The sequence below is a fragment of the Acidovorax sp. Leaf73 genome (assembly GCF_916855635.1).
Classification (GTDB): Bacteria; Pseudomonadota; Gammaproteobacteria; order Burkholderiales; family Burkholderiaceae_C; genus Acidovorax; species Acidovorax facilis.
On sequence record NZ_CAKASI010000001.1, the window covers coordinates 1,317,450 to 1,341,273 of the forward strand.

Annotated in this window: 23 protein-coding genes; 10 read left to right on the forward strand and 13 right to left on the reverse strand. The window is 63.6% G+C overall.

Features of this window, described 5'->3' with window-relative positions:
• The first annotated feature begins 80 nt into the window (after window positions 1-80).
• From LPA35_RS06130 to LPA35_RS06140, 3 genes are read left to right on the forward strand one after another with little or no spacing between them, the layout of a single operon-like run.
• Entirely contained in the window at window positions 81-1,346 is a 1,266-nt protein-coding gene (locus LPA35_RS06130; RefSeq protein WP_228895788.1) for a benzoate/H(+) symporter BenE family transporter, read from the forward strand.
• Window positions 1,339-2,154, forward strand: coding sequence for a YggS family pyridoxal phosphate-dependent enzyme (locus LPA35_RS06135; protein ID WP_228895789.1), 816 nt, complete (start codon window positions 1,339-1,341; stop codon window positions 2,152-2,154). The genes LPA35_RS06130 and LPA35_RS06135 overlap by 8 nt, the downstream gene beginning before the upstream one ends.
• Entirely contained in the window at window positions 2,151-2,858 is a 708-nt protein-coding gene (locus tag LPA35_RS06140; protein ID WP_228895791.1) for a glutamine amidotransferase, read from the forward strand. The genes LPA35_RS06135 and LPA35_RS06140 overlap by 4 nt, the downstream gene beginning before the upstream one ends.
• A gap of 159 nt (window positions 2,859-3,017) precedes the next feature.
• On the opposite strand, the gene LPA35_RS06145 is transcribed toward LPA35_RS06140, so the two are convergent.
• The gene (locus LPA35_RS06145; protein WP_228895792.1) at window positions 3,018-4,022 is read right to left on the reverse strand and encodes a DnaJ C-terminal domain-containing protein; all 1,005 of its coding nucleotides are present in this window, start codon (window positions 4,020-4,022) and stop codon (window positions 3,018-3,020) included.
• 729 nt (window positions 4,023-4,751) lie between these two features.
• Here LPA35_RS06145 and LPA35_RS06150 point away from each other — a divergent pair.
• Window positions 4,752-5,375, forward strand: a complete 624-nt coding sequence (locus LPA35_RS06150; RefSeq protein WP_228895979.1) for a tyrosine-type recombinase/integrase — start codon at window positions 4,752-4,754, stop codon at window positions 5,373-5,375.
• A gap of 338 nt (window positions 5,376-5,713) precedes the next feature.
• Here LPA35_RS06150 and LPA35_RS06155 read toward each other — a convergent pair whose 3' ends face one another.
• The 10 genes from LPA35_RS06155 to LPA35_RS06200 form a co-directional block, all read right to left on the reverse strand.
• On the reverse strand, window positions 5,714-6,013 hold the full coding sequence (locus tag LPA35_RS06155) for a putative quinol monooxygenase (RefSeq protein WP_228895793.1): 300 nt from the start codon (window positions 6,011-6,013) through the stop codon (window positions 5,714-5,716).
• Between the two features lie 56 nt (window positions 6,014-6,069).
• A complete protein-coding gene (locus LPA35_RS06160; protein ID WP_228895794.1) occupies window positions 6,070-6,879 on the reverse strand; it encodes an SDR family NAD(P)-dependent oxidoreductase in 810 nt (269 codons plus the stop codon).
• Window positions 6,879-7,382 carry a nuclear transport factor 2 family protein gene (locus LPA35_RS06165; protein WP_228895795.1) on the reverse strand — a complete coding sequence of 168 codons (504 nt, stop codon included), beginning with the start codon at window positions 7,380-7,382 and terminating at the stop codon, window positions 6,879-6,881. Before LPA35_RS06165 ends, LPA35_RS06160 begins: the two co-directional genes overlap by 1 nt.
• The gene (locus tag LPA35_RS06170) at window positions 7,379-8,212 is read right to left on the reverse strand and encodes an SDR family NAD(P)-dependent oxidoreductase (protein ID WP_228895796.1); all 834 of its coding nucleotides are present in this window, start codon (window positions 8,210-8,212) and stop codon (window positions 7,379-7,381) included. Before LPA35_RS06170 ends, LPA35_RS06165 begins: the two co-directional genes overlap by 4 nt.
• A complete protein-coding gene (locus tag LPA35_RS06175; RefSeq protein WP_228895797.1) occupies window positions 8,212-9,180 on the reverse strand; it encodes a tripartite tricarboxylate transporter substrate binding protein in 969 nt (322 codons plus the stop codon). Before LPA35_RS06175 ends, LPA35_RS06170 begins: the two co-directional genes overlap by 1 nt.
• A gap of 103 nt (window positions 9,181-9,283) precedes the next feature.
• Complete coding sequence (locus tag LPA35_RS06180; RefSeq protein WP_228895799.1) at window positions 9,284-10,099, reverse strand: SDR family NAD(P)-dependent oxidoreductase; 816 nt, start codon at window positions 10,097-10,099, stop codon at window positions 9,284-9,286.
• A gap of 52 nt (window positions 10,100-10,151) precedes the next feature.
• Complete coding sequence (locus LPA35_RS06185; protein WP_228895801.1) at window positions 10,152-10,961, reverse strand: enoyl-CoA hydratase/isomerase family protein; 810 nt, start codon at window positions 10,959-10,961, stop codon at window positions 10,152-10,154.
• 33 nt (window positions 10,962-10,994) lie between these two features.
• Window positions 10,995-12,170: a thiolase family protein gene (locus tag LPA35_RS06190; protein ID WP_228895803.1), complete on the reverse strand. Its 1,176-nt coding sequence runs from the start codon at window positions 12,168-12,170 to the stop codon at window positions 10,995-10,997.
• Entirely contained in the window at window positions 12,167-12,598 is a 432-nt protein-coding gene (locus LPA35_RS06195; RefSeq protein WP_228895805.1) for a zinc ribbon domain-containing protein, read from the reverse strand. Before LPA35_RS06195 ends, LPA35_RS06190 begins: the two co-directional genes overlap by 4 nt.
• 59 nt (window positions 12,599-12,657) lie before the next feature.
• Entirely contained in the window at window positions 12,658-13,638 is a 981-nt protein-coding gene (locus LPA35_RS06200; protein ID WP_228895807.1) for a tripartite tricarboxylate transporter substrate binding protein, read from the reverse strand.
• Between the two features lie 189 nt (window positions 13,639-13,827).
• On the opposite strand from LPA35_RS06200, the gene LPA35_RS06205 reads away from it, so the two are divergent.
• The 6 genes from LPA35_RS06205 to LPA35_RS06230 are packed head-to-tail and all read left to right on the forward strand — an operon-like array spanning window position 13,828 to window position 21,029.
• A complete protein-coding gene (locus LPA35_RS06205) occupies window positions 13,828-14,640 on the forward strand; it encodes an IclR family transcriptional regulator (protein ID WP_228895810.1) in 813 nt (270 codons plus the stop codon).
• A gap of 36 nt (window positions 14,641-14,676) precedes the next feature.
• Window positions 14,677-15,825, forward strand: coding sequence for an acyl-CoA dehydrogenase family protein (locus LPA35_RS06210; protein WP_228895812.1), 1,149 nt, complete (start codon window positions 14,677-14,679; stop codon window positions 15,823-15,825).
• A gap of 40 nt (window positions 15,826-15,865) precedes the next feature.
• Window positions 15,866-17,980, forward strand: a complete 2,115-nt coding sequence (locus tag LPA35_RS06215) for an acetate--CoA ligase family protein (RefSeq protein WP_228895814.1) — start codon at window positions 15,866-15,868, stop codon at window positions 17,978-17,980.
• Window positions 17,977-19,083, forward strand: a complete 1,107-nt coding sequence (locus LPA35_RS06220) for a CaiB/BaiF CoA-transferase family protein (protein WP_228895816.1) — start codon at window positions 17,977-17,979, stop codon at window positions 19,081-19,083. The genes LPA35_RS06215 and LPA35_RS06220 overlap by 4 nt, the downstream gene beginning before the upstream one ends.
• Window positions 19,084-19,086: 3 nt before the next feature.
• A complete protein-coding gene (locus LPA35_RS06225) occupies window positions 19,087-20,097 on the forward strand; it encodes a nitronate monooxygenase family protein (protein ID WP_228895818.1) in 1,011 nt (336 codons plus the stop codon).
• The gene (locus LPA35_RS06230) at window positions 20,094-21,029 is read left to right on the forward strand and encodes a nitronate monooxygenase family protein (protein WP_228895820.1); all 936 of its coding nucleotides are present in this window, start codon (window positions 20,094-20,096) and stop codon (window positions 21,027-21,029) included. The genes LPA35_RS06225 and LPA35_RS06230 overlap by 4 nt, the downstream gene beginning before the upstream one ends.
• A 419-nt stretch (window positions 21,030-21,448) precedes the next feature.
• On the opposite strand, the gene LPA35_RS06235 is transcribed toward LPA35_RS06230, so the two are convergent.
• Complete coding sequence (locus LPA35_RS06235) at window positions 21,449-22,537, reverse strand: helix-turn-helix transcriptional regulator (protein WP_228895822.1); 1,089 nt, start codon at window positions 22,535-22,537, stop codon at window positions 21,449-21,451.
• Between the two features lie 87 nt (window positions 22,538-22,624).
• Entirely contained in the window at window positions 22,625-23,725 is a 1,101-nt protein-coding gene (locus tag LPA35_RS06240) for a helix-turn-helix transcriptional regulator (RefSeq protein ID WP_228895824.1), read from the reverse strand.
• Window positions 23,726-23,824: the final 99 nt, after the last annotated feature.

The window sequence follows — 23,824 nt, forward strand, 5'->3', positions numbered from 1 at the left end:
GGCGCAGTATGCCATTCAGGATCTATAAATCCTTACCAGCTTCAGCCCAACAGATCACTTTCAAGAGCTCGATACAAACCATGTCATCCGCCTCGCCCTCCCCATCCTCCCGCTTGCTCGACCTCACCCATCCCATCGTCGCGGGTCTCATTTCGGTCATCGTCAACTATGGTGGGACCTTCATTTTGGTGTTCCAGGCGGCCAAGGTGGCAGGTCTGAGCCCGGAGTTGACAGCATCGTGGGTGTGGTCGATTTCGATTGGTGTGGGAGCCACGGGAATCATCCTGAGCTGGCTGACGCGCGAGCCGATCATTACCGCCTGGTCCACACCGGCGGCGGCGTTCCTGGTGACGGCACTGGCCACCACGCCCTATGCCGAAGCGGTGGGCGCGTACCTGATCTCCGCCGCGGCCTTTGTGGCGCTGGGGCTGTCAGGCTGGTTCGACCGCTTGATCCGGCTGATTCCTCCGGGCGTGGCCGCAGGCTTGCTCGCGGGCATCCTGCTGCAGTTCGGCATCCAGGCTTTCGGCGGCATGGGCATCGATCCGGTACTGGCTGGCTTGCTGATCGCGACCTACGTGGTGCTCAAGCGGCTCAGTGCACGCTATGCCATCGTGGGCATCCTGGTGCTGGGACTGCTCTTTCTGCTCATGCAGGACCGGGTGGACCTGTCGGGACTGTCGTTGAGGCTCGCCGCCCCGGTTTTCACCATGCCTGCGTTCTCGCTCAATGCGCTGCTGAGCGTCGCCTTACCCCTGTTCCTCATCACGCTGACCGGCCAGTACATGCCCGGCATGCTGGTGCTGCGCAATGACGGGTTCAAGACCAGCGCCAATCCCATCGTGGCGCTGACCGGGCTCGGCTCGCTGCTGATGGCGCCGTTCGGTTCGCATGCCTTCAACGTGGCCGCCATCACGGCCGCCATCGCCACGGGCCGGGAGGCGCACGAAGATCCGTCCAAACGCTGGATCGCGGGCATCGCCGCAGGCGTGTGCTACATCCTCGTGGGCGTGTTCGGCGTGACGCTGGCGGGCGTCTTCATGGTTTTCCCGGCAACCTTCATCACCACGCTGGCGGGCCTGGCGCTGCTGGGCACCATCGGCGGCAGCTTGGCCACTGCCCTGGCCGACGTGAAGACGCGCGAAGCGTCGCTGATCACCTTCCTGGCTGCGGCGGCCAATATCACGCTGCTGGGCATCGGTGGTGCGTTCTGGGGCCTGGTGGTGGGCCTGGCGGCCCACGCCGTGCTCAATGGCACGCTACCGCGCCGCGGGCGCCCAACCACCGCGGCACCGGCCGCCGAGCCCATGATCATCAAGAGGGAAAGGAACCAGGCCAATGCTTGAGCCACCGGACACCCAGACCCGCCACGGCCAGCATGGCCGCTATCCGCAGGCAGCTTCCGTCGAAGATTTCCGGCACAACCTGGCGGCGGTGCGGGCCCGCATGGATGCCGCCTGCCACCGTGCGGGGCGCGACCCTGCTGGGGTGCGACTGCTGCCGGTGAGCAAGACCAAGCCCGAGCCCAGTCTGCGCCTGGCCTACGCGGCGGGTTGCCGCCTGCTGGGTGAAAACAAGGCGCAGGAAGCCTTCGGCAAATGGGAAGCCATGCAGGACCTGGCCGATCTGCGCTGGTCGGTCATCGGCCATCTGCAGACGAACAAGGCCAGGCTAGTGGCACGCTTCGCCAGCGAGTTCCAGGCACTGGACAGTCTGCGCGTGGCCGAGGCGCTAGAGCGCCGTCTGCAGGCCGAGGGCCGCGCGCTGGATGTGTTCGTGCAGGTCAACACCTCGGGCGAGGCCAGCAAGTACGGCCTGTCGCCCGAGGACGTTCCGGCGTTCCTGCGCGCCCTGCCCGCTTTCCCGGCACTGCGCGTGCGAGGGCTGATGACGCTCGCGCTGTTTTCTTCCGATGCTGTGCGGGTGCGCCAGTGCTTCATTCTGCTGCGCACTTTGCGCGACCAGTTGCGCCAGAGTGCGCCCGCCAGCATCGCCTTGGAGGAGCTGTCCATGGGCATGTCCGGCGATTTCGAGATCGCCATCGAGGAAGGTGCCACGGTGGTGCGCGTTGGCCAAGCCATTTTTGGCGCTCGCTCCATGCCGGATAGCCACTACTGGCCCGACGCGCACAGCACCAAGGAGCTACGCCCATGAAAACTGCCATTGCCCTGCGACATCTGCATTTTGAAGACCTGGGCACGCTCGAGCCCCTGCTGGTGGCGCGCGGTTATGCGGTGCGCTATCTGGATGCCCCCATCAATGACTTGTATGCAGTGGACATGGCTGCGGCTGATCTGCTGGTGGTACTGGGTGGTCCCATAGGCGCCTTCGATGACCACATCTACCCTTTCCTCCGCGACGAACTGGCGGTAGTTCTGCAGTGGCTGGCAAGCGGGCGCCCGCTGCTGGGCATCTGCCTGGGTGCACAGCTGATTGCCCGCGCACTTGGCGCGAGTGTTGCCAGCATGGGTGTCAAGGAAATCGGCTTTGCGCCACTGACACTGACCCAGAAAGGCGAGGGGTCACCATTGGCGGCGCTAGGCCAAACGCCGGTGCTCCACTGGCATGGCGACCACTTCGGCATTCCCGACGGGGCAACGAGGCTGGCGGGGACACACCCCTGTGCCAACCAAGCTTTCAGCATAGGGCGCAATGTGCTGGCCCTGCAATGCCATCTGGAGGCCAATCCGCGCCAAATTGAGCGCTGGCTCGTTGGTCATGCCTGCGAATTGGCGCAGGCTGGCATCGACGTGCGTGCGTTGCGCAGCCAAGCGAAAACTCTGCAATCCCGCTTGCCGCAGGTGGCACGGGCTGTATTTACAGCATGGCTGGACGAGATCGAGGCACTTCGTCCCTGAGAGGCTTCATGAGAGCTGCCGCTGAAGGCGTGACCCAGACCGGCCGCTTCCAGCCTGAACAAGTCGGACATAACTTGGCGGCCAACAATAGCTCGGTACCGATGATCTTGGTCAAAGCGAGCCGCCATCAGTCCACCATGCTGATGGTCATCGAGGATCTCACTTGCGCCGATCCTGCCAGTTGTTCACCAACCGGCTCCATGCCGCCATGCGATCACCTGCCGGCGTGCCGGCTGTCCCGGAGTTGCTGACCACCAGCCGATCGATCACGGCCTCCTGCTCCTGGCTGAACTCCTGTGGAAACATCGGTACGACGGTGACAATGCAGTCCCCAGCCTCTGCCTCGTTCGTCCACGGCAGGCCCGCGTTTTTGATGCGGTAGTTCAGATGGCCCCGCCGCAGCTTCATCTGTTGCAGCCCGCGGGGGGTTGGAACCTCAATCCAGCGATTGGCCATCCATGCAAACCCATCGACGGGCAGCTCGCACTTCAAGGTCCCATCGGCTTCAGCCGTGAAGAATTCGTGCGGCTGCAGCTCCACGCGCACGCGCAGCGCCAGCTTGTGCTGGCGTCGATGGCCTTTCACACGGGCGGCGACATCGAGCAGGTCGCCAGCGCGCGCGCCAGGCGCGACCGGCACCCGGCAGCGGTACTTGCTTGCCGGCGCCTTACCGCTCGCCGCGCAGGCCGGGCAGCTGTGGCGCGTCTTCCCCTGTCCCTGGCAGGCTGCGCATTTGTCCGTGGACGAGATCCAGGCGAACCAGAGATGCTGCCGGATGTGGCCGGAGCCACCGCATTCACTGCAATCGGTAGCCTGCAGTTGCAGGCCACTGCCGGAGCACTCGGCGCAGTCTTCGATCACCTCGCCTCGAACTTCCCTGACGCAACCGGTCACCACCTCCTCGAGTGTGAGGCTGATGGTGTGCTCGACGGTGGATTGTTCCGCACCGGGGGTGGGATCTTCGGTTTCAGCCTCTGGTTCGGCCCGGGCGTTGCGGATCATTTCCAGCGCCCGATTGATACGCTGAATCTTTCGCAGGGCATGCGGGCTGTTGTTGCGATCCGGGTGCCAGCGGGCGGACAGGCGGCGCCACGCAACCTTCACCTCGGCATCGCTGGAGCCTGGTGCCAAGCCAAGTTCGTGGTAAGGGTCGTCGAGGTCCATGATCTCATTGGCACAAGCTATGTTGCAGTGCAACATAGTAGCAGGCGCAGCGGGCCGGCAGGATCTTCAGGTTGGGCGTGCCGGTCTGGCGTCCTCTGTGCACGGCCGACCTGTCCCTATCTCAGGGATATCTGCTTTCGGGTCTATTCTGTTGAAGAACTCGGAAGCTCCCGAAATGCCCAACGCAGGCAGAGAAATCGACTCGTCCTAGGATCGAAGAACTCACATGCGGGAAGGGGTGGAGGCCCCCCCCCTGAAAGCACGGCTTAAGGCAAAGGTTGGGAGTTTTTGACAGAGTAGAGGCGACAACCGTTGGCTGTTAGGTTATCGCGAACGACTTGGTTCAGCCTTGCTCTGCCCACGCCGTATCCACGGCAGGTCCGCAGCGATTGCAGCCTTCCGCTACTAGCAGGCCAATTTCCGCTTAATCTCAGAAAACGGACGCTAGTGCGACAAGGCCGAGATGAAAGCCGGGTGGAAGAAGACCCATTTGTGAAGTATCAAGTTGCGGAGCCAGAGATCCTCGGCATCGCGCCGTCGCGCATGACGGTGGCCTTGGCTGAGCTTGCGGGATAAGCTGGCGCATGTACAGGGGTTGGCTCCCTACAAGCTGCGCATAGATTGCAGCAAATGCCCCTCCGGTCTAGGTGATTTGTTTTGATGAATCGCAATATCTACGCGCCGCATGCGCGCATGCTCCGAGGCCATCTCCATCAATGGGGGACCGCCATGGACACTTCGGCCAGCAATGCGCATCATGAGCCTTGGAACAAGGGCAAGATCGTCGGGCAAAAGGCACCCTTCAAGATCAAGGAAATCTGGGCTCTGCGTGTGCGACTTCAGATGGAGCGACGCCTTCGCGAGCTGGCGCTCTTCAACTTAGGCATCGACAGCAAACTTCGTGGATGTGATCTTGTTGCACTGAAGGTTCGCGACGTGTCACATGGCGATCAATTGGCATCACGGGCGACGATTTTGCAAAGTAAAACCAAGCGCCCAGTCCAGTTCGAGATTACCGCAGTGACTCGGGACGCCCTATCAGCATGGATCAAGCAGGCTGCGCTGAGATCTGATGACTACCTATTCCCCAGCAGACTGCACGGATCGCCCCACCTGGGAACCCGACAGTACGCTAGGATTCTTGGACATTGGGTCGATGAACTTGGGCTTGATCGCTCAGAGTATGGAACTCATTCGATGCGCAGGACCAAGGCGACTTTGATCTATCGACGCACAAAGAACCTGCGCGCTGTGCAACTGCTGCTTGGTCACTCCAAGCTGGAATCAACGGTGCGGTATCTCGGCATAGAAGTAGACGATGCACTTGAAATCTCAGAACAAACGGAGATTTGACCCGGGATATTTGTAAATCCGCGCCTCACTCTGTCGTCGGATTGGAGGCGTCGGTTGGTGCGCTGTGAAGTCTGCTGGGAGTGTTTCTCTGGAGTCAAAGCGGACGTTAGCGCTGCGGGAACGGATAGATGCTTGCAGTCTGAAGACGACAAGTCAAACCTACGGTTTTGGCACCGAGCTTGCCAAAGTCAGGACTTTCATACCGAGCGCGCTGGAATCGGTCACCGCTCAACAAAAATGGATGTGTGGCCTGTTTTGAGGTCACAAATGTCATTCGGCGAAAAATCGGTCCCGTGATTCATCTCATGGGCTAGATTGCCAGGCTTGAACTAGCGCCTTCAGCGTGCCGCAACCGCTGCCGCCTCATAGATATCGATCTGCGGCGGCTCCTGACACAAGCTTGCCATTGACTGTGCGAACGTGCGCGATGCTTCCACGCGGAAATGTGCTTGCAGTGCGGCCATGTTGTCCCAGCGCTCCACAAACACGAAGCGCAGCGGCTGCTGCACATCGCGGCTCACTTCGTGGGACATGCACCCTGGCTCTACCCGGGAGCGCAGGACATGCTCTACGGCCAGCCGTTCGACGGCCGCCTCCGTCTCTTGGCGTGCGATCACATGGCCTGTGACGATGATCATGGTGCGACTTCCTCTGTGTTTGCGGGTGGAAAGAACTGAACGGATGGTCTCCGAAGCTAACGCGCGCTGGCGCCGCCGTCGATGGGGATGATGGCACCGGTCATGTAGCTCGATGCCGGTGACGCCAGCAGCAGCGCCAGCCCCTGGATTTCGTGGGGCTGGGCGATGCGGCCGAGCGGGATGTAGGTGCGCATGCGCTCGGCGCTCTCCGGCAGGCGCAGGCGGCCGCCGTTGATGCCGGTCGCGAAGGGACCGGGAGCGATGGCGTTCACCAAGATGTTGAAAGGCGCCAGTTCGATGGCCGCCTGGCGCACCACGTTGTTCACCGCAGCCTTGGAGGCCACGTAGGCGTAGCCGGAATGTGCCTCCGACCGCAGCCCTGCGATGGACGAGGTCACGATGATCCGCCCCTGCCGCCGGGGCTTCATGTGGCGGCTGGCGGCACGCAGCGTAGCCAGCACACCCGTCAGGTTCACCTGGAGTACCTTTTCCCACGCTGCCGGGTCCACGTTTTCCAGGCGTCCTTGCTCGGCCAGGAAGCCGCGTCCGGCGCTCATGCCAGCATTCGCAAACACGCAATCGATTGGACCCTCGGCCGCGATGGCGTCGATGTTGCGGTCCACGTCGGCGCCATCACTGACATCAATCACCCGGTGCTGTACCTTCGCGTGAGCCTTGCGCAGGCGGTGTACCTCGTGGTCGAGTGCCTTGGCATCGCTGTCGGACAGCACGACTTCCGCACCCGCCTCCAGCATGGCTTCTGCAATGGCCAGCCCGAGACCGCTCGCAGCGCCCGTCACCAGCGCTCGCTGGCCGGTCAGATCAAACAAGGACGGCAACGAGGCCATGGTGGCTGTGCTGGGCATCAGTGAGCCCCTTGCAGCGGAATGAGGTGGTCCCAGCGCTCAGCGGCTTCGATCATGTAGTGCACGCTCAAGGTGACGCGTTGAAAGAACCATTGCCCGTCCAGGCGGATGTACTCGTCGTCAAAGCGGCCCACCACATAAAAGCTCTTTCCGTCCCGCACGGGCCGGCCGTCCAGGTAGCTGGACCCTGTGCCTCGGTCGCCCTGAACCTGGACGACATGGCTGTGGATGAACTGCCGGGCCGTTTGCACCGGAAACGATGCGAAGAACGCACGGATGTTGTCGCGGCCCCGCACTTCGGGGCGCCCACCGTAGGCCACATGCGCGTCGTGTGCAAACAGTTCGTAGAGGCGGTTGCCCGCATCCTCATTCACCAATTCGTGATAGCGGGCACGCAGCGCGCGGATGGCTTCGATGCTCTCCATGCATTCAACGCGTTCTGTGAGGGCCCTCACATGGTCATGCAAGGCGGCAAGGTCGGTGGATGGGTGGGCAGCGGTCACTGAAGACTCTCCTGGTGAATATGGTGGAAATCGCCCATGATTTTTTGGCTGCGGTCTCTCACGGACGCGCCAGTGTGGGCATGGGGAATGATGTAGAAGCGGCGCGCATGAATCGCGTCGACCGCAGCGCGTGCGACATCCTCGGCACTGATGTCAGAAGCAGCCATACCGGCACGCACGCGCTCTCCATAGGCGGCAGCCGTAGGGCCGGCCGCTGGCAATGCGGCAGGCCGATTGCGTTGTGACTGGTCGATGCGCGTGGCCACCAAGGAGGGGCACAGCACGGACACGCCAATGGGAGCGCCCACCTGCGCCAGGTCCTTGGCCAAGCATTCCGAGAAGGCGACGACCGCGTGTTTGCTGGCGCAGTACACGGATGAACCGCCGATAGTGGCGAGGCCAGCGGCCGATGAGGTGTTGACGATGTGGGCTGCCATTCCCCGGGCCCGCATGCGCGGCACAAAACTGCGCACGCCATGCACCACCCCCATCAGGTTCACGCCCAGCACCCACTGCCAGTCGTCGTCAGTGGCATCCCAGGCTGCCCCAAGCACCGCCACGCCTGCGTTGTTGAAAAGCCAGTCCACACCGCCACACTGGCTCCAGCTGGCCTCGGCCAGCCGCTCCACGTCTGCGGCGTTGGACACATCGCAGCGCTGAGCCAGGCAAGCGGCGCCCGTCGCCTCCACCAGCGCCTGCGTGGCGGCCAGGGCCTCTGCATCGATATCCGCCGCCACCACCACCATGCCTTCGCTGGCGCAGGCCAACGCCAGTGCACGGCCGATGCCGCTGCCCGCGCCGGTGACCACGGCCACTTTGGGCGCAGACATCAGAGGCTCGCTCCGGACTTGCGAATCACCTCGGCCCACTTGGCGGCCTCGGTGGCCACGAAAGGCGTGAACTGCTCGTGTGGCATGCCGATCTTGACGCTCGAGACCGCGTCCAGCGCCGCCGTGACCTCGGGCGAATTCAGTGCCTGCCCCACTGCATCGGACAAACGTTTGACGATGGGCTCAGGCGTATTGGCCGGTGCAAAGATACCGCCCCAGTTCATCGCCACCACGCTGGGGATTCCGGCCTCGGTCATGGTGGGTACGTTGGGCAGCGCGGCAAGGCGGCTGGTGCTGGTCACTGCGAGCGCGTTGATTTTTCCGTCCCGGATGTGCGCCCGAGATGTCTGTACATAGTCGAACAGCACATCCACATTGCCCGCAATCAGATCAACCAGGGCCGCAGTGGTGGCCTTGTAGGGGATGTGATTGAAGCGCGCGCCGGTTTGGGTTTGCAGCAACTCCAGACACAGGTGGGCAGACGTGCCATTTCCACCTGATCCAAAGTTGAGCTTGCCAGGCTGTTGCTTGCCGAACTCGATCACGTCGGCGACGGTTTTGAACTTCGTATTGGGATTGCAGACCATGACGTTGGCGTTACCTGTCAGCCCATGGATGGCCACGAAGTCCTTGACCGGGTCGTAGCGAATGTTCTTGAAGAGAACGGTATTGGTCCCCTGTGTGCCCTGGGTGCCGAGCAGGATGGTGTAACCGTCGGGCGCAGCACGCGCCACAAACTCGGCGCCGATGGACCCGCTCACTCCAACCCGGTTTTCAATGACGATGGGCTGGCCGAGGTTGTCGCTCATCGCCTTCGCGATCAAGCGGGCCTGGACATCCACCACGCTGCCCGCCGAGAAGGGCACGACGAGCGTAATGGGGCGCTGCGGATAAGCGCTCTGTGCAAATACCGAGGGCGAGAGTGCCATAGCCCCCATGGATGCCGAGAAATGGCGGCGATTCATCATGGTCTTGTCTCCTTTTTATGTATTCGGTCGTGCTGCATGAGAACGCAGTACGGTCAGCAACTGAGCGGCGCAGAGGCGGTTTGCCCGGCCGCCCCTTCCTGCATCAAACCATCGCGAAGCCGCCCGATGCGCCGATGGTCTGCCCCGTGATGAACAGCGCGCGGTCTGACGCCAGGAACGCCACGATGCCCGACACGTCGGTGGGCCGGGACAGGCGACCCACGCCTTTGGAGATGGGATACGCATTGAGCATCTTGCCCAGCAGCTCGTTGTTCTCTACCGTGGCGTGGATGTTCAACGGACCGTCCTTGATGCCCTCATGGGACACGGCGCCCAGAGCGATGGAATTGACGGTGACCGCGTGGCGGCCGTGCTCGCGCGCGAGGGCCTTGGCGAACCCGGCAATGGCAGCCTTCGCACCCGAATACACCGCCATGTTGGCCTCGCCGATGCGGCCCGCTTCCGAGATGATGTTGATGATGCGGCCCGTCTTGCGCCCGACCATGCCTGGCAACACGGCGCGGCAGCAGTGCATGGTGCCGTAAACGTTGAGGTTCACGATCTTGGCCCAGTCCACCACGGGGGTATCCACAAAGGCGGGTGTGCGGCCACCTTTTTCGCGGCGCTCGGGAATGATGCCGGCGTTGTTTACCAGCACGGTAATGGGCGCGCCGAAATGCTCGGCGGCACTGGCCACCATGGCATCGACCGCCTCCAGTTGGGTGATGTCCGCCGGCGCTGCATAGGCCTGCCCGCCTGCGGCGTTGATTTCATCCGCCACCGCCTGGGCGCGCTCGGCAAACAGATCGTTCACCACTACGCGTGCGCCCTCGGCTGCGAGTTCGATGCAAATCTGCCGGCCTACGCCTTGCCCGCCGCCTGTGACGAGCGCGACCTGTCCGTTCAATCCGAGTTCCATTGGGATGCCTTTCGTGTGTGTTGTCTGATGAAGTCGCCAGTGCGGCAAGGCCCTAGCGTCCTTTGAATTGGGGTTCGCGTTTCTCGACAAAGGCGCGCATGCCCTCGATGCGGTCTTCGCTGTCCACGATCATTGCGGCTGCATAGCGCTCGTATTCCAGGCCCGAGTCCAAGTCGGTCTGCATGCCCCGGTTGATGGCGCGCTTGGCAAACCTGACTGCCAGCGGCGGGTGTTGCGCAATGCGCTGGCTTAATTCCAGCGCAGCCGTCATCAGCTCGGCCTGCGGTACCACGCGGCTAACTAGGCCATAGCGCAGCGCTGTCTCCGCATCCACCAGATCGGCCGTCAGGATCAGTTCTTTGGCCCGGGCTTCGCCCACGAGCCGTGGCAGGCGCTGCGTGCCACCGGCTGCCGGGATGACGCCGAGCTTGATTTCGGGTAGACCGAAGCGCGCATGAGAGGCCGCGATGCGCAGGTCGCAGCACAGTGCAATCTCCAGCCCGCCGCCCAGCGCCACGCCGTTGATGGCTGCGATAACGGGCTTTTCGAATTCTTCGATGTTGCGAAACAGCTCGTGGGTTGCTTTCTGGCGCACGAAATACTCCGTGCCACGCACCACATCGGTGGCGCGCTCCTTGATGTCGGCGCCCGCGCAGAACGCCTTGTCGCCGCTGCCAGTGATCAGCACCGCGCGCACCTGGTCGTCGTTGCGGGCCAGTTCAAAGAAGGCGCGGGCCAGGTCCGGCTTCATGGTGCTGCCCAGCGTGTTCATGCGGTCGGGCCGGTTGAGGGTGACCACGGCCACGCGGTCACGCACCTCATAGAGCAATGTGCCCAGGTCCTGGATCTCAGGTGTAGTCATTGGATTGCTTTCAGTAAGAGATGTGCAGTGCCATCACGCCGACGCCGACAGCACGTGGGCGACGGAGACCGAGCCGAGCCCGATCATGTGGGCCATGCCCCAGCGCGCATTGCGGTGCTGGCGGCCTTCCGCCTCGCCCCGCAGTTGGCGGGTGATTTCGGCCAACTGGCCGATGCCCGTGGGGCCGAGCGGGTGCCCCATGCCGATGAGGCCGCCCGATGCGTTGATGGCGCAGCGGCCGCCGATCTGCGAATCGCCACGCGCCAGGTAACGGGCGCCCTCGCCGGAATCGCACACTCCGATGGCTTCGCTGTAGAGCAACTCTTCCACCGAGAAGGCGTCGTGCAGTTCCAGAAGGTCGAGCTCCTTGGGTGCAATGCCCGCTTGGTCAAACGCGGCCTGCGCGCTGGTGCGGACCAGCTCCACAGCGCTGTCGCCGTACTGCGCTTCGGGCCGCTCACTACCTGCGACCGACGCCTTGACGCGCACGCAGCGCCGGGCATCCAGCCCCAATTTACGGATGGCGTTGCCAGAGACCACCATCACCGCCGCAGCCCCTTCACCGCGCGGGCAGCATTGCTGCACGGTGAGGTCGCCCACCACGCGCGGCGATGCGAGCACCTGCTCCAGCGTGCGGGGTTTGCGGAACTGCGCGAACGGGTTGCGCGCTGCATTGCCGTGGTTCTTTACGGCCACGTTGGCCATTTCTTCGACGGATGCACCGCGCTCGCGCAGATAGGTGCGCGCCATCATCGCGAACTTGGCCGCCGGGATGGTGGCGGTTTCGCTCAGTCTCTCCAGACCGTCCTTGTTGGCCGCACGGCGCCCATCGCCATGTTTGTCCACCCCGACTGCCAGCACCACATCACTCATGCCGGTGGCCACTTCCATGCACGCCTGGCGGAATGCGAAGGAGCCAGAGGCCGATGCGTTTTCCACCTGCGTCACCGCCAGACCCGTTGACCCCAGGTGGCGCAGCATGACGCGGCCGGCTGCCATCCCGATGGAAGTGGTGCCCACGTACGCGCTTTGTACGCGGTCCCATGCCAGTCCCGAGTCGGCCAGGGCAGCGCGCACGGCCGTGAGGCCCAGTTCGGTGTAGGGCGTTTCGGTAGGGAACTGGTACGGGTGCAGACCGATACCGGCGATGAACACACCGCCGTTAGCATCGAGCCAGTTGCCCGAAGTGGATTGTTGGACATTGCTCATTGCGCGGCTCCTTCATTCACGGGCACAAAGCGGCAGGCGTAAACACCTTCTTCGGGCTTCATTTCGGCGATGGCGCGAACCGTCATGCCGTGTCTCAGCGCCGTTTCGTATCCCACAGCCATCACACCTTCTTCGACGATGCCGGGCGCAATGCGAATGTCCCCGGCGATGCTGGGTGCTGCCATGCCAGGCAGCAGTGGCACGTGCAATGTCACGAATTCCAGCAGCTCTCCACCGCCTGGGCGGGTGACGCGTTGTGCTTCACTCAGCGGGCTTCCGCAGTGCATGCACCCCGGCGCGTTGGCCGGAAAGCTCAGCCCCCCGCAAGCGCCGCACTGCGCAAAGAAGAAGTTGAGCGAGTGGCCGTCTTCAGCCAGCTCATAGAGAGTCGGCTGCAACGGCTTCAAGGAAATCTTTGAATCGGTCATAGATGGAAGGGGTGAAATAGAAAGGTGCGGGGTGGCGGGCACGCAGCACCCGCCACCCATCAGTCGAGCTTGGCGCCCGACTGCTGAACTACCGCACGCCACCGGGTCAGCTCCGCTTTCACGAAAGCACCCAACTTGGCGTCGCGCAGGCCGACGAACGGAACGCTTCCGAACTTCTCCGTGGCCTGCAGCATTTCGGGGTGAACGATGGCCTTGGCGATCTCGTCGCCCAGGCGCTTGACGATGTCCGGTGGCGTCTTGGCAGGCACGAAAACCGCGCCCCAGGCCGTTGATTCGGCTTCGGGGACGCCCAGCTCGCCGACGGTCGGCACGCCGGGGGAACTGGACAGCCGCTTCTTGGAGGTGACTGCCAGCGCCTTGAGCTTCTGCGCTTGTACTTGGGGCAGGACCACCGCGGGGTAGTCAAACATGAGGTCAATACTGCCGGCCATCAGGTCGGTGAGTGCTGGCGCACTACCGCGATAAGGCACGTGAGTCATCTTGATGCCTGCGGCCGTCTGGAACAGCTCGGCCGTCAGATGGGTGCCCGTGCCGGGCCCGGCAGAGCCGAAATTGAGCTTGCCGGGGTTGGCCTTCGCGTAGGCGATCAGCTCAGGCACGGTCTTGAAAGGACGCGTTGGGTTGATCACCAGCATGAGTGGCGTTTCCGACATGCCATGCACAGGAACAAAGTCCGTGACTGGGTCGTAGCGTACGTTCTTGTACAGCGCCAGGTTGGCGCCATGCGTTCCTTGTGTGCCGTAAATGATGGTGTAGCCATCTGGCGGCTGGCGCGAAGCTGACTCGACCCCGATGGAGCCACCAGCGCCGGGACGGTTGTCCACCACCACCGATTGGCCCAACTGCGCGCTGAGCAGTTTGGCCAGCAGTCTGGACGTGTTGTCCGTGATGCCTCCGGGTGGGAATGGCACCACAAAGGTGATCGGCTTGTTGGGCCACTCATCTCCTGCAGCGTGCAGGACACCGAAGGCCAACGAGGCAATGACAAAAACAACCAGTTTTCGGAAGGCTCTAAGCATGCTTGTCTCCATTTTTTGTTGCCACATGATTGCGGCTGGTCGTAGAATACTTCAATATTTCGTAGACATGCAAGAAGTTTTCGAAATCATCCCTATAGAGAAAATCGAAATTTCAGAGCAATTTCCGCAGTGAATCGCCTTGCCCTCAAAGCTATGATTCGTTGATATCTACGAAATACCGGAGAATTTATGCCAACCATCGTCCCCGCTGCCTCTCGAACCATGGCCCTCCTGGAGGTTTTTGCCCGGGAGCGCCGTGAGCTCTCCAACTCCGACCTCGCGCGTCTGATGGACCTGCCCGAAAGCAGCTGTTCTGATCTCTTGCACACGCTGCACGAGTTGGGTTACCTAATGCGGACCGCGCGCACCCGGCGCTTCTATCCCACGGCCCGCCTGCTCACGGTTGCCAAAGGCATCGCTGCGGGGGATTCGCTCTATGCCGTGGCGTCCGAGGCCTGCGAACTGCTGCGCGACAAGACCGGAGAGACCGGCATGTGCGGCCGCGTGGAGGCCGGCGTGGTCAAGGTCCTGGCGTTTGCAGAGGGCACGCACCCACTGCGCTATGTAGAGAACGTCGGCAACAAGATCGCCCTGCACGTGTCTGCTTTGGGCAAGGCCACGTTGTCGCTCGGCACCCCCGAAGAGGCTGCACGGCAGCTGCGGCTCAAGCCGCTCAAGCAGATCGCCCCCGGGTCCATCACCGACCTCGCAGCGCTGGAGGCGCAGATTGCGCAAGCGCGCGAGCAAGGCTGGATGTGGGTGGAGAACGAAGGCTTTGACGGCCTGGCCGCCATTGCCGTGGCAGGGTATCTGGGCGATGAACCCCTCGCGCTTTCGATCGCCGGGCCTACAGAACGCCTGCGCCGTACCAAGGATGCCTGCCTGCAGGCCTTGCAAGAAGTGCAGGCGCTCGTGTTCCACCCCCTGAACGCCGCTCCCACGCTGCGCGCCACGGCATCAGGCCGACGCGGCGCGGGTACCAAGGACACGACTCCCGCCTAGCGGCGGGCCCATGCATTCAACCCAGGAGACATAGCCATGTATTCAACGATGAGTTCCGAACAAGAAATGCTGCGCGACAGCGTGCGCCGCTTCATGAAAAGCGAGGTCGCACCCCGCGTGGCCCAGCACGACCGCGACAAGACCTTCCCCTTCGAACTCCTCAAAGAGCTGTCCCAGTTCGGATACATCGGTGGCCGCCTGCCCGAGGCCCTGGGCGGGATGGACATGGACCAGATGACCTGGGCCATGCTCATGGAAGAAGCTGGCTACACCTGGCTGTCGCTGCGAACCATGGTGAACATCACCAACGCGGCCATCAACAAGCTGGCCGCAGAGGCCAACGAGGAACAGCGCGAACGCTTCCTGAAGCCCCTGCTGGCATCCGAACGCAAGGTGTTCAACGCCATCAGCGAGCCGGGCACGGGTTCGAACATTGCCCAGGTCCAGACCCGCGCAGACCTGCAGGGCGACCACTACGTGCTCAACGGCCGCAAGCTGTGGATCACCAACGGCGCCTTCGGCGACTTCGGCATCGTGGTCGCCCGCACGTTCAGCCCCGATTGCCAGGGGGGGCTGTCCACCTTCCTGGTGGAGCGTGATGTGTCTCCTTATGAAGTGCGCAATGTTGACACCATGGTGTTGCGCAGCACCGGCACCGCGGAGCTGGCGTTCGACAATGTCAAGGTGCCACGCGAGAACCTGCTGGGCGAAGAAGGCAATGCGCTCAAGAAGATGCTCATGGGCCTGGACGGCGCGCGCGTCAACATCGCCATGGGTGCCGTGGGCGCTGCGCAAGCGGCGCTCGACCTGTCCATTGACTACGCCCGAACCCGCACCCAGTTCGGCAAGCCCATCGGCAGCTTCCAACTGGTGCAAAAGCTCATCGTGGACATGACGATCCGTGTGGAAGCCGCCCGGGCACTGAGCCTGCGCGCCGCCGCCGCACTGGACGCCAATGCCGATGCGCGCACTGCTTGCTCGATTGCCAAGCTCTATGCCACCGAGGCCGCACACGAAGTCGCCAGCATGGCACTGCAGGTGCACGGCGGCCTGGGCTACGCCACCGACTACCCCATCGAGCGCATCTTCCGCGACACGCGCGGCGGGACGATTCCCGAAGGCACCACCGAAGTGCAGACCTTGATTGCCGGGCGCGAAATCCTGGGTATCTCGGCGATTGTCTGATCCTCGGCATCGCCGCACCCATAACGACCAGGAGACAACATTGACTGACCTTTCACGACTGATCCGCCCGCGCTCAATTGCCCTTGTGGGCGCCTCGGACCGCCCGCAGAGCATTGGCGAGCGCACGCTGACCAATCTGCTGGATCATTCCGAGTTCGACGGAGACATTTATCTCGTCAACCCGACCAAGGCAGAGATTCGCGGGCACCGCTGCTGGCCCAGTGTGGCGTCGCTGCCCGCCACGCCCGACGTGGCGGTGATCGTGGTGCCCGCATCAGGCGTACTGGCCGTGGCCGAAGAGTGCGCGGCACGGGGCGTGCTGTTTGCCATCGTGCTGACGTCGGGCTTTGGCGAGGCCGGAGAAGAAGGCGAACGCGCCCAGGTGCGGCTCAAGGAGATTGCCGATGCGGGCGCCATGCGCCTGTATGGCCCCAACTGCCCGGGCCTCACCAACGTCAACCACCGCCTGGGCCTGACGTTCTCGCCCTCCTTCCCGCACGACCTCGTCAAGGGTCCAATCGGATTGGCTACTCAGGGTGGCGGCCTGGGGCGCAACGTGATGCAGGCCATGGACCGGGGCATCGGCATTGGCCTGTGGGCCTCCACAGGCAACGAGGTGGACTTGCAGGTGGCCGACTTCATCCACTACATGGCCGATGCACCCGACATCAAGGTGATCGTGACCTTGCTAGAGGGCATCAAGGACGGTGCGAAGTTCGTGGCCGCCGTGAACCGTGCGGCTGCCAATGGCAAGCCCGTGATCGCACTCAAGGTGGGCAAGTCGGAATACGGGCAGAAGGCGGCGCAGTCCCACACCGCATCCCTGACAGGATCGGCCGAGGTAAACAGCGCTGTGTTCAAGCAGTGCGGTGTGATCGAGGTGGATGACATTGACGAGCTGGTCGATACAGCCTGGCTGTTCGCACGTGGCGAGCCGGCGCCCAGCGAAGGAGTGGCCATCTACACCTCGTCGGGCGGCACCGCGGCCTTGACGGCGGATGCCGTGGGCACCGCAGGCCTGACCCTCGCGCAGTTTGCCGCGCACACGCGGCAGTCCCTTGCAGATCTGCTTCCCGCTTACGCTGCGCTGGACAACCCGGTGGACACCACCGCCGCCGTGCTGAGCGATGCTGCGCTGATCGAAAAATCGCTGAGCGCAGTGGCGGTGGACCCCAACCTGGGCTGCGTGATCGTTCCGATCGCGCTGGACTATGGTGACACCACGATCCAGCTGGCGCGCACCATCATCGCGGCGCAGAAGGGTTGTGCTACCCCCATCATTCCCATCTGGATGAGTGACCGGATGGGCGAGGGCTATCGAATGCTGGTCGAAGGCGGGTTTGCACCGCCACGGTCGGTGGGTAAGGCCATCAAGGCGATCCAACGCTGGATTGAATACGGCCGCTGGAAACGCGCTCGCGGTACGCATACGCCGTTGAACCCTGTGGCGGCGCTTGCGCCCGCCACTGCCACGCGCAGCCTGTCCGAGGCCGAAGCGAAGTCCCAGTTGCTGGCAGCAGGCATCCCTCTGCTGCCCAACGCACTGGCGCCTACCATGGAGGAGGCCGTCGCGGCGGCCAACGCCATGGGCTACCCCGTGGTGGCCAAGATTGCGAGCGAGCAGATCGTGCACAAGTCCGACATCGGCGGCGTAGTGGTAGGGCTGCAAAACGCCGACGAACTGCGTCAAGCCTGGGAGGACATCATGACGGCGGCGAAGCACCACCGGCCCGACGCACATATCGACGGTCTGCTGATCGAGAAGATGGCGCCGCGCGGTGGCCTGGAGTTGATGGTCGGCGTCACGCGAGACCCCGTGTTCGGCCATGTGATGACTTTCGGCCTGGGAGGCATCTACGTGGAGATCCTGCGCGACGTCACACGCCGCATGCTGCCGCTTTGCGTCAGCGAGGCTGCCGCCATGGTCCGTGAGATGCGGTGTTTTCCCCTGCTCGAAGGCGCACGCGGCCGCCCACCAGCGGACCTGGCAGCGCTGCAGACGCTGTTGCTGAGCATCTCTGACTTCGTGACGCAAAACGTAGGCCGCATTGAGGAAATGGACCTCAACCCTGTGTGGATTGGTGCAGAAGGCGAAGGTGTGCTGCCACTGGACGCCGTCATCATCGAAAGAACCTCCGCAGGAGCGTCCGCATGATGGGCACAGCAGCCCGACCACCGCTGCAGGGCATCACGGTGGTGGATTTCAGTGAACTGCTGCCAGGTCCCTTCCTCACGCAGAACCTGGCGGAGATGGGCGCCCGCATCATGAAGATCGAACGCCCGCCGCATGGCGACAACGCTAGGCACCTGGGCCAGGGCGCTTTCGAGGCCGTGAACCGGGGCAAGCAAAGCCTGCTGGTGGATCTCAAAGACGAAACCCAGCGCGCCCTAGTTCGCGATTTGATCGCTTCGGCCGACATCGTGGTCGAGTCCTACCGCCCAGGCGTGATGGCGCGCCTGGGCCTGGACGCCGCTGCACTCTGCCGGGCCTATCCGCGCCTCATCTATGTATCCCTCAGTGGCTACGGCCAGACAGGACCGTGGGCCAATCTGCCGGGGCATGACATCAACTACCTGGCCGCCGCTGGCGTGCTGGCCGTCTCCGGCCAGCCCAATGGTGCTCCCGCGCAGAGCTTTGGGCTACCAGTGGCCGACCTGTGCGGGACCATGTACGCGCTGTCCGCCACCCTCGCCGCACTGTTCCAGCGCGAAGCCACTGGCCGCGGGCAGTACCTGGACGTGGCGCTGGCCGATTGCGCCTTGCACTGGATGAACCCACGGCTGGGCGCCTACCGGTCGGCAGGTGCGCGCACTGTGGAAGCGCAGCGCGAGGCCACGCTGGTAAAGGCTGCCTACGGCGCGTTCCAGTGCAAGGATGGGCGCTACGTGTCTATTGCCGCGCTGGAAGACCATTTCTGGAAGCGCTTGTGCACAGCCCTGCCGCTCGCGCCCTTCGATGGGCCGGAGTACGCAACGCACAAGGTACGCAAGGCGGTGGCCGATGCGATCAATCTGCGTATCGAGCAGGCCATGCAGCTTCTGGAATCGCAGGAAGCCTTCGAATTGCTGTGCCGCTATGACGTTCCAGCTGCGCCCGTGGTGCATCCCGCCGAACTGTCGTCCCAAGCGCACTTCGCCTCGCGAGGCAAGTTTGCCACTGGTGATGACATGCCGTGGGTACGCTTCCCCGTGGCCATGGAGGGGATGGGCGACACCGACCTGGCTGGAGCGCCCGCCCTGGGTTCTGCGGGGGGCTGATCCATGGGCGCCGCTCTGCGCACGCGCGTTACGCAGCTTCTGGGGATCGATCACCCCATCCTGGGCGGTGGCCTGATGTGGCTGTCCGACGCCAGGTATGTGGCTGCGCTGGTAAATGCAGGCTGCATGGGCTTTATCACGCCCCGGTCGTATGCCTGCGAAGCGGATTTCCGGGTCGCCCTCGCACTTTGTGCGGAGCTGACCCACGGCAAACCGTTTGGCGTGAACCTCACGCTCTCGCACCGGCCCGAGGCCAACGCCATGGTTCCGCGCTGGATGGATGCCGCCCTGGCGCATGGCGTGAAGATCTTCGAGACAGCAGGACATGCGCCAGCGGAACTCATCAAAGCGCTGCACAAGGCCAACGCCGTCGTGATTCACAAAGCCTCCAGCATCCGCCACGCGCTTTCTGCAGAGCGTGCAGGCGCAGATGCCATTGCCCTGGTCGGCATGGAGGAAGGCGGACACCCAGGCATGAACGAGCTGCCTACGATGCTCATGGGCGCGCTCGCTCTTGGTCAGTTCAGCGTGCCGGTGGTGCTAGGCGGTGGCATCGGTCGGGGCAAGCAATTGGCTGCGGTGCTTGCCCAGGGGCTGGACGGCGTGCTCATCGGCAGCCGCTTTTTGGTGTGCGAGGAAATCCAGGCGCACCCCCGCTACAAGGAGCATCTGCTGACCTGCGACGAGCACTCCACGGTGCGGCTACTGCAGTCGCTAGGCACAACTTGGCGCGTGCTGCTGAACGACACCGCGCGCCAGGTTCAGGCCATCGAGCAGGCAGGTGCCACGGAACACGCTGCGTTCGGCGACCTCATCAGCGGAACGGTTGCGCGCGACCGCTGCTACGCCGAGGGTGAATGGCGCCATGGCATGGTCTCGCTGGGACCATCCATCGCATTCGCAAAACGCATCGAGCCGCTGCGGGCCATCGTCAACTGCATGGTGGACGAAGCGGCGCAGGCCATAGCTGCCCTTCACGCAACGCATTCACAGAACGGAATGGAACAAGAATGAACCGACTGCCTTTCATGGATCGCCTGGTGGTGCCCGCTATCGCGGCCCCCATGCTGCGTGTCTCTGGCATCGAGCTGGTCTCGGCCGCGTGCGCGGCCGGTGTCATCGGTGCGTTTCCCACGGCCAATTGCACGTCTCTGGACGATTTTTCCGCTTGGCTGCAGCGGCTGCAGCGAGAGGCCGAAGAACAACCGGGCCGGGCGCCCTATTGCCCCAACCTCATCATGCGGCGCGACCCAGCACGCCTCAAGGCCGAAGTGGACTTGATCGTGCGCCACGGCGCGGAGCTGGTGATCACCAGTGTGGGGTCGCCCGCTTCGGTGATTCCGGCCTTGCGTGACGGCGGCTGCCTCGTGTTTGCCGATGTGGCCTCGCTCCACCACGCGGAGCGCGCGCTGGAGGCGGGTGTCGATGGCCTTGTGCTGCTGTCGTCCGGCGCAGGCGGACACACCGGTTGGGCCAACCCGTTCGCCTTCGTGCGCGCTGTGCGCCAGATGTTCGATGGCCCTATCGTGCTGTCGGGGGGGCTCTCGGACGGCGTGGCGCTGCGCGCAGCCACGGTGCTGGGCTGCGACCTGGGGTGCGTGGGCACGCGATTCATCGCCACCCAGGAAAGCATGGCGACTGCGGACTACAAAGAGATGCTTCTGGAAAGCTCCATGGACGATGTGCTCGCCACGCGCGCCTTCACCGGGTTGCCCGCCAACTTCCTGAAGCCGTCCATCGTCCGCGTGGGGCTCGACCCGGAAGCGTTGGACGAGACAGTGTCCGTTCAGGAGGCGCGCAAGAAATTCGGAGGAGGATCTGAAGGACCAGTCATTCAACGGTGGTCGGATCTATGGAGTGCAGGGCATTCGGTGTCGGGGGTGACATCCTTACCGACTACTGCCGACCTGGTTCAGTCCATGAAGAGGGAATATCTAGCTGCCTGATAGCCTGTACGCAGGTACCAAGGATGCAGTGGCATGGAATTGTTCCCCGACAGTTGCCAATGTCCGGTATGAACATATGCAGTCAGTGAACGGCTGAACATCGAGGACTGCTATCAGCCTAAAGCAGCCCACTGCACCGCCCACACCTTTGGGTTCCTGCGACAAAAGTCCCTCAGATGAGGCGCCTTGTATTTCACAATGCAGAATTCCCCCAGAGAACTGTATTCACATCCGCCGCACTATTTTTGGCGTCACAAGTTATCACCCCGCCCAGCGTGTCACTCCACCGTGACACTATTCGCCAAATTTCCGGGCTTATTGAAGCCGCTGCGGCCCTGGACGAGGATGGGAACGATGTTGCGCGTAGAGACCGCGCCGACAATGCCGCACATCCAGCGCAATACCGCGCGGGTCACCGCTCAGGGGATTCGTAGTTGCGCCATCAGATCCGCACGGCTAGCCACCCCCATGCGCGCGTAAAGCTGGCGCCGGTGGTACACCACCGTATTGACGCTGATGCCCATGCGGGCAGCGACCTGCGACTCGGGCAGGCCACGTGCCAGCCAATAGGCCAGTTCGTGCTGGCGCTGTGGCAGTCCTTTGGCACGCAGGTCGGCGAGCAGCAGTGCGCTGCGCGCCACACGTTGAGTGATGTGGATGGCTACCGCCTGGCCCGCACCCTCCGCACTGTTGAGTGGGATTGCCTGCAGTACGAACCGGCCGTGGGCGTTGCGCACCTCCATCTGCGGCCAGAGTACTCCTGAGTGCCTGGTGGCATCCGGCGCACGCCACTGCAGGCGCTGCATCAACAGTTGCAGCGGCAGGGGCAAGGGGCCATCGCGCGCATGGTCTTGCCGCCAGCGCCAGCCAAAGGCCTTTGCGAGCAGCACATCGGCTTGTTCGGAAGTCCAAAGAAGACTCCCGATGGAGGATACCGCGAGTACACCTTGGCCGCATGCCTCGCTGTCGCCCTCCTCCAAATCGCAGGGCTGCAGCACCCGCGCTAGGCTTGGCTCCAGACGTGCCAGCATGGCCGCTTCGTCAGGCCGAAACGGCGCAGCCCCTGGCGGGCGAAATAGAAACAGGATGCCCACGCCCCGACTCTCAGGGGTGCGCAGCGCCAGGCTCAGCCAGTCCCCCACACCTGCAGGCCGCATCACCACGTTGTAGTAATCGCTGCGTAAAAGCCCCCCGTAGGGCACGGCCAGCATCTGCGTGAGCGTCTGCGGACCGAGTCGATGCCGCGTGATGTCGCTGGCGTTCTGCAGCACGTTATGGAACACCTCGCGCTCACTGCGCAGGATGCGCGGATCAAAATGGTCGGGCACTGCTGCCAGCACGTCGGCATGCTCCATGTGGACTCCAAGGTCGCCGTCGGAGCCGGTGTAAAAGTAGCCGCTGGAGTCAAAACCGATGAGCGTGTGCAGCAATTCGAGTACGGACCCGATCAACTCCGGACCGTTGGTGTCCAGACGCGCTAGGTGGCGCAGGTGGGCAACGGCATTCATCGCTTGGCGGTGCTTGGGCATGGCGGGGGTCGGTGCTATGAGCAAAGGCGCCAAATCTAGTGCGCCCCCGCGCACCACGACCTACCCCTAGGGGGTAGTTGAGGGTGGCAGCAGCCGGTCGACCAGCCCCTGCCGACTCTGCACACCCAGCGCCGCGTAGAGATGGCGGCGGTGGTAAACCACCGTGTTGACACTCACACCCATACGCTGGGCGATCTGTGATTCCTGCACCCCGCGCGCGATCCAGTACGCCAATTCCGCCTGGCGCCGGGGCAGCCCCACGGTGCGCAGCCGTGCCAGCAGCTGAATGCCGCGCGGCACCCGGTGGGTGATGTGGATGGCGGCGGCCTCGCCTGCGCCTGCCACTCCTGCTAGGCGCGTGGCACGCAAGGAGAAAGCGCCGTTTGCCGTGCGCAAAGTCACCTCGGGCAGCGGTCCGTCATCGCTCGCATCGGGCCAGAACAGGCGCTGCACCAGCAACTGCACCACATCCGGCAAGTCACCTCGGCCCACGCGCCAGCGCGTACCCAGGCCCAGGGCCAGCAGCGTTTGCGCTTCGGGCGACACCCATTGCAGCCGCCCCTCGGGCGATACGACCAGCAGCCCCTGGCCGCAGACATCGTTGTCCTCAGCATCGGCCTCGCTTGGTTGCAGCGCGCGCGCCAGCACGGGTTCCAGCCGCCCCAAGGCGGCGGCCTCCTCAGGCGCGAAGCGCGGGTCCGCCTCACGGCGAAACAGCCACAGAATGCCCACCCCTTGGCCCGCGGACGTACGCAACGGGAGCTTCAGCCCGTCGCCTACGTCGCCGGGGCGCAGCACCGCATTGAAAAAGTCGCTGCGTACCAGCTCGGGCACGGACACCTTGGCCATCTGCGGCAGCATCTGCACGCCTCGTTCCAAGCGCAGGGCCTCGCTGAAGTGACGCGCGCCGCGGTGCATCACCCTCGCCTCGCTGTACTGGATCCGGGGGTCGAAGTAGTCGGGCATCGCCGCCTGCAGGACGGGGTTTTCCATGAAAACCTCCATCTCGCCTTGCGCTCCGGGATGGATGAGGCAACCCGCGTCAAACCCGATCAGCTGGTGTAGCTCAGCCAGCACGGGCGAGATGGCTTGCGCCCCAGTGACATCCAGGCAGGCGAGTTGCCGCAGGCGGGCGGCGGCTTGGGTGTTGCGACGGGGCGGGGGCATGACTTATTTCACAAAAACGCGAATGTAGCGCGCCCTGCCACCACACGACTACCCCATCGGGATAGGGCGGCGCAGGCGATGCGCTACTAGCCTTGCCAG